This window comes from Nonomuraea sp. NPDC049649 (genome assembly GCF_040675175.1).
Taxonomy (GTDB): Bacteria; Actinomycetota; Actinomycetes; order Streptosporangiales; family Streptosporangiaceae; genus Nonomuraea.
Window position 1 is genome coordinate 21617 of sequence record NZ_JBFAOH010000059.1, and the last position, 6000, is coordinate 27616.

General features: G+C 63.4%; 4 protein-coding genes. 1 reads left to right on the forward strand and 3 read right to left on the reverse strand.

Features of this window, described 5'->3' with window-relative positions:
* Positions 1–106: 106 nt before the first annotated feature.
* The 3 genes from AB0J42_RS35565 to AB0J42_RS35575 all read right to left on the reverse strand — a co-directional run bounded on the left by AB0J42_RS35565 (position 107) and on the right by AB0J42_RS35575 (position 4120).
* Positions 107–1924 (reverse strand): DEAD/DEAH box helicase, encoded by a 1818-nt coding sequence (locus tag AB0J42_RS35565; protein ID WP_364302530.1) that lies wholly within the window; start codon positions 1922–1924, stop codon positions 107–109.
* 2 nt (positions 1925–1926) lie between these two features.
* Positions 1927–3342 (reverse strand): transcriptional regulator, encoded by a 1416-nt coding sequence (locus tag AB0J42_RS35570; protein WP_364302522.1) that lies wholly within the window; start codon positions 3340–3342, stop codon positions 1927–1929.
* A gap of 97 nt (positions 3343–3439) precedes the next feature.
* The gene (locus AB0J42_RS35575; protein WP_364302524.1) at positions 3440–4120 is read right to left on the reverse strand and encodes a hypothetical protein; all 681 of its coding nucleotides are present in this window, start codon (positions 4118–4120) and stop codon (positions 3440–3442) included.
* Positions 4121–4370: 250 nt separating this feature from the next.
* On the opposite strand from AB0J42_RS35575, the gene AB0J42_RS35580 reads away from it, so the two are divergent.
* Positions 4371–5087, forward strand: coding sequence for a hypothetical protein (locus AB0J42_RS35580; RefSeq protein ID WP_364302526.1), 717 nt, complete (start codon positions 4371–4373; stop codon positions 5085–5087).
* The last annotated feature ends 913 nt before the right edge of the window (positions 5088–6000 follow it).

The window sequence follows — 6000 nt, forward strand, 5'->3', positions numbered from 1 at the left end:
CATCTCCACCACGTGAAGCGGACGGAGCTAGCCGGCGACCAGTGACTCTGCCAGGACTAACTGGCCCTCGTAGTGCGTGCGCAGCTTCAGATCATCGCTAGGCGCCCTACTTCTCTAGGTGGCGAAGGAGTTCGCTAATGTCCGCCGGGTCCAGGCCGTAACTGTTGACAGGCTCTTCAACCAGATCTGCGAGCTGACGCACCTCTGGGTCGTCCAGGATGCTGCCCATGAACTCCAGCTTCGCCTTGAGACGCAGCTGGACCACTTCATCGAGGGTGCCTTCCGCGACAAGAACCGTGACTCTGGTCTCCGTTCCGGGGGCCAGACCCAAGCGGTGAATACGGTCCAGGCTCTGGAGGAACCGACCTGCCATGAAGTCGCGGTCGACGTAGATTGCGTCGTGGCAGACCTGATGCAAGCTGATGCCCTCCCCGAGGGTCGCTGGATTCGAGATCAGCACCATGCAGTCAGGATCTTCGCGAAATCGCCGGATTTCCTCGTCCCGGTCGGCCGTACCACCGTGGACAACAGCCGGGCAATGGGGGGAGAGAAGCTCGGCCAAAGTGGTGATACTACGCACGAAGGTCGTCCACACGAGCGTCTTGCGGCCAACTACTGCGTTGGCGGCGACGACCTTGACAACCTCCTGGTACTTAGGGGAGAGCTCGTAGCTGGGTAGGTCGCGCAGAAGCGCATAGAGAGAGTCTTCAGGATCCACCTCGAGCGGCGATGGTTTGTAGGCCAGCGGCTCATACGGGCTGCTGCCCTTGATCAGAAGTGCCGGGCTGGTTGCTGCCATAATCAGACGCAGCGCTGCCCGCCCGAGAGCGTCGATGTCGTCGCGACAGGCCTCAGCTCGCGCAGAGAAGTTCCCCTTGAGCGCTTCGTACACCTCTCGATGGATGGGGGGCAGACTGACGTAGCGGACTTTCGGCTCGAATGGGGGCAGGCCTAGTTCCTGCTTGGTAGTACGGGTGAACAGCGGCCGCAGCACGCTACTGGCGTAGGCCAGGTCACCACCGCGTACGGCGTCAGAGACAACTCGCTTACCGCGGCCCGGCCAGACGAACGACAGCAGGTTCTCCAGGTCGCGAGCTCCATTGGGGGCTGGAGTACCAGTGAGGATGAGCCGCCGAGCGGCGGTTGGCCCGAGCGCGAGGCATGCTGCGCCGTAGGTTCCGTTCGCGCCAAGCTTCATACGGTGAGCTTCGTCAAGCACCAGCATCGATGGCGCAGCACTTAACCACGATGCAAGCCTGGGCACCGCGCGGGCGAGGCGTTCGTAGTTGACCAGCAGCACTTCGGCGCTGTAGTCGGGAGTGCGGCCCATGACAGCGGTGCGCGGCGGGGTGCGGAAGCAGAGCTGGCTTTCTGTTAGCCAGGCCTCGTAGGCGGATTTGGGCCCGACAACGAGGAGTCGCTGGGCCAGGCCTTGCTCGCGCATGGCGGCGTAAACCGCAAGAGAGACGCGGGTCTTACCAGCGCCAGGGACGCTGAAATTTGCGCCGTGGCCGAGCGCTAGCAGTTGTGCGGTGTCACGGAGTTGGAAAGGAGTGAGATCGCCAATCCAGCCTTCACCGAGCAGACCCAGCACATCGTCTGGCGTTATCGTCTGTTCGCTGGCGTCCGGACCTTTACGGAGTGTCTGCTCGGCCCGCTCAGCGTCATCGAGGACATCGTTGACGAGCTGGAGGAGCGCGTCCTCCCACTCGACACCGTCATGGCGCCAGGAGCCAAGTTCGATGAGGCGGTCGAGGAAGTCATCAAGGTCGAATTCCCCCACCAGGGGTCCGCGCTGGCCACCTGGAGCGATGCGAGCGGCAAGGTCTGCGAAATCCTGCTCGTGCCCTGGCACGGTGCGCAGCACCACCCGGGTTCGCGAGACGTCGAATGTGATCCGCAGCGACGGCTCAGTGCGTGCCATCGTCACCGCTGCCTCCCCGCAGCCCTATTGAGCCAGGTCAAGCCCTCGCCTGGGAGCGGTATGCTCTTGCCGGCCTCGACGGCGACGCGCTCCATGATGGCCCGCAGCTGCAGTAGGGCGTCGTCGAACGCGCCTTCATCCAGACTCCCATTGCCGCGGGCGAGGACGAGGTCGGTGACACACTGCTCCAAGTCCTTACACGCATCGGCGATGCGGTCGGGGGCAGCGAGGCGCTTCTTGCGGAGCCGAAAGTCCTTTCCGGCGAACTCCAGCGCCTCGTTGAATACCTCGCGTGCGCGGCCGTAGGTTTCGTCAGCTGCCCTCTGCTCCTCAGCAGTCGCGGCAGATCCTGCAGTCTTGACGGCTTTGGCCCGCAGAAGGGAGTCAGTAAGCGCCTTAGCTGCGGTGACCCTAGCGCCGGCAGCTTGAACTGTGCGGCCAAGGCCAGGGATGGCTACTGCTCTGGTCTCCTGCGCGGGCGCTGGTCGAAGGTCTGCGGGCAGCCTCTGATCTAGGAAACGTTCGTGAAAGTCAGGCTGGATGAATCGAACGTCTGTCTTCGAGAATTCAAGCACGATAGCCGCGAGTCGGCCCTCTTTCATCAGCTCGGCACGCTCCCGGTTACGTGCGGACTCGGCGTTGTAGGCGCGGTAGAGCTCAGCGAACTTCTCCTTAGCTTCCTCAAAATCCATGAGCCGCAGTGAGGCCGCGCCGTTAGCACTGCGGCTCAGAAGGTCTCGCAACTGAGCCAGGATCCACAGGTCGCGGTCACAGGCCGGCGTTGTTGTGTGGAAGTTCCGGGCGATTTCCGGCAGAGGCTTGCCAAGCTTCACCTGCTCCTCGAGAGCGAGCAGGTGGTTGATGTAGGAGTACTCCCGCCGAGTGTCTGGACGGAGTTGGAGGGAGAGCTCAACGGCGTGGATGTCGCTCCAGGTGCAGCTCTCAGGTAGGACGCCAACCCGCATGCTGGGCCGCCCGAGTTCCTTGAGAGCGGCGCGGCGGGTGTTTCCGTTAACGAGGATGCCGGTGCGGGTGATCAGCCCGGGTTCGTTCTGCTGGTACTCGCGCAGGCTTTCCAACAGCTCCTCAAAGGCCTTGTCGGTCACGGAGGGGTCAGCCGGCAATGCCTTGAGCAGGGAGTGGAGGTAGTCCTGGCTCTCAGGGCTCCACGGATCTTCGTCGAGTGCCCGGTCCCGCGGGGGATCGTAGGCTCGCTGGGCGCGGATGCGGTGTGTACCGGGGTTGTAGCGCAGAGCCTCAACCGGCATGTCGATGACTTCGACATGAATGGGCTTGCCCCGCCATTCGACGGTCAGTGTCTCTGGGACCCCGCTACCGTTGCGTAGTTCCTTCAGCCGCTGAGCCACGAGTTCGCGGTTGTAGGCAGCCTCGCGGGGCTCGCCGAAGTCGATCGACACGTAGATGCTCCTTGAAGTGGTGAAAGCGATCAGGAAGCTATGAGGGCGTTACCGATTCTGGGTTACGGCTCTAGCTCGCGGTGCCCCGGGGAACGGGCTAGTGAAGCATGTTGTGGACTTCGGCACGCGCCGACGCCGGCAGGGTGCGGTAGACACCCCAGATCTTCTCGACCTCGTTGAAACTGCGTGCGTCCTGCTCTATCCAGGCGGACAGCATCTTGCGCTCGTACGCCGACAACTGCGCTACTGCCGTCTTGAGTGCGCCAAGATCACATTCGGCGTCCCGCCCGCCCACCCGGCACCGGTTGCACTCGGTGACGAGCTGCACTTCGGTACCGCCGTCGGGCAGGGTGACTTGGCGTCGCGCGATGTCCAGATGGGAGGTGGCTCCGTAGCCGTCGGCGTACGCCTCGCCGTTGCCGATGCCGCATGTCCGGCACAGGTAGTTGTCGGTCATGAGCACAGCGCGGCGCTGTACGGCTCCAATGGACTCTGTCGCCTTGCGGCTTGCCATGCCAGGCTCCCAGACCGGCAGGCCCTGACGCACGAACCGATGCTCCCTGGGGTCGAGAGCCGGATCCTCGCGGTTGGTATCTATCTGCCACTCGTGATCCCGCAACTCCCTCATACGGCGGTCGACCTGGCTGACCCCCTCGAACGCGGTCCGCAGCTGCTCTTTGGTGAACACGTTCCCGATGCCGACCTCCTGCACCAGCCACAGGGCCACGCGCTTCTTGGTGCCGAGGACTTCGTCCGTCCAGGACGGCTTTGTCGCCATGCTCTTCGTCTCCTCTCGTCTTGCACCGGGGATCACGACCCCGCTGTGTGCGGGGCGGTTCCGGCAGCCACTTCAGCGAAGCGCATTTGCCTGTGTCAGGGGAAGTCTTTTCTGTCCCGGCTATGTCCCGCTCTTTCTGGTGTGTCCCGCATGTCCCGCTCATGCAATTCGGCCCACAATTGTCATAGACATCCGCCAATATGGAGGCGATACCCCGAGGAACCCCTAAGGAGTTGTCGTGCCTCCACGCATGCAGTTCAAGCCCCTTCCAGACTCCCTCCCGCCAGCGCGGCGCAAGTTCACCGAGATGATGCGTACCCTGCTCTCTGCTACGGGCGGCACCCTTCGTAGCGTCGCAGTCGCAGATGGCGTTCTCAGCAGTAGCTCCGCGCTTCAGCGCCTCGCGTCGGGGCAGGTGAAGAATCCCAGCAAAGAGTTGATCTTTGCCCTCCGCAAACATGCGGAGGACAACAACGCTGTCGGGCTCGTGACCGAGGAGGAGTTGCTATGCCTCCTGCAGCAGGTCTGGGATGAAAGTAGGCAGATCGCTGCAGGGCCGGCCGTGATCACCGTTACGCACCCGGATGATGAGGCACCGGCGGTCCCGGCGGCCGAGACCGGCGCTCGCTCCGTTGCGCCGGTCCCGGCTTCAGATGGGGACCGGCGCAACGGCTTGGTGCCAGGTACACCGTGGCCGGTCGACGAACTGGTGCTGCATCTCGACAGCGGTCGTTACGAGCACGCCTTAGGCATGTTGGACTATGCCGGCACCAAGGCTCCTGCGGAAGAGGCTGCTGCTGCGATCAAGGCGTGTCGCAGCCGGGATCTTACCGAGGCCAGGGAGATCCTCCTTCGGAAGGTTGGGGCCAGATCCGAAAAGATCGTCTTCGAAGTGATTAACCATCTGATCCACGTCGGCGACGTTATGGATGCCCAGGAACTGGCCCGGATGCGCTCGTGCGCTTAGACCGCGCGAGCAACCCTTAGTGCTGGTCTAGTAGCGCAGGGTGTTGGCTGAAGTTTGCGCTGGTATACAGCTTGAACTGTAGAGGCTGTGGGGTCGTGACAGTCCGTTGTTGCCACGGTACGACGGAGTCATCCGGTTCGCCGAGGATCAGCGGTGGAAGCGGAGCCGGGGCAAGTCGCTGCTCGGGCGGCTGTTTCGCGTCGGCTACACGTCGAGGGGCGTGGCAGCTGCTGCGCCGGCACGGCTGGTCGTGTCAGGTGGCTGTCTGACAGGCGGCCAAGCGGGATGAGCAGGCGATCGCGGCGTGGGAGGCCGAGGTATGGCCGCAGGCAAAGAACCGCTGCGGACCTAGGCGCCTTCATCTGCTTCGAGGACGAGGCGAGTTAAGGGCTGAGGGCTGAGGCCACAGAAAGGGCGTACCTGGGCGCTGGCGGGGCGCAGCCCGTTGTCCGGGGCAGCACCGCCGGCGTGCTGTGTTTCCGTCCAGGTGAGCGGTCGCACCTGCTGTGTCGGCTGCGGATCGAACGCGGGCGACGGGGTGAGCCGAAGACGTTCGCCTAGCGCGATTATCCGGGCCTGATTCATTGCAGCACATCAGCAGATCGGCGCGCGGTTGGCGTTGGTCTCTGCTCAAGCGCGTCATCGGCAATTTTTGCACGAGCGATCTCGACTCTCTGGTCCGCATAGTCAAACGCAAGCTGGAAAGGATCCAGTGCCTGCCCGCACCTGATCACAGGCTGCTGGCCACACAGGATTGACCATCGAGCGACTGGCCTCGGGGTTGCCTGCCGAAATGCTGGGTGCTACCGAGTGCTTCACCTGCGTTCCGCAGATGTGTAGCGAGAAAAGCACATGAATCAGGGGCGTGAGCTGGGGAAACGTGTGCGGGCACGCTGGCGCGGCGTGTCACTAG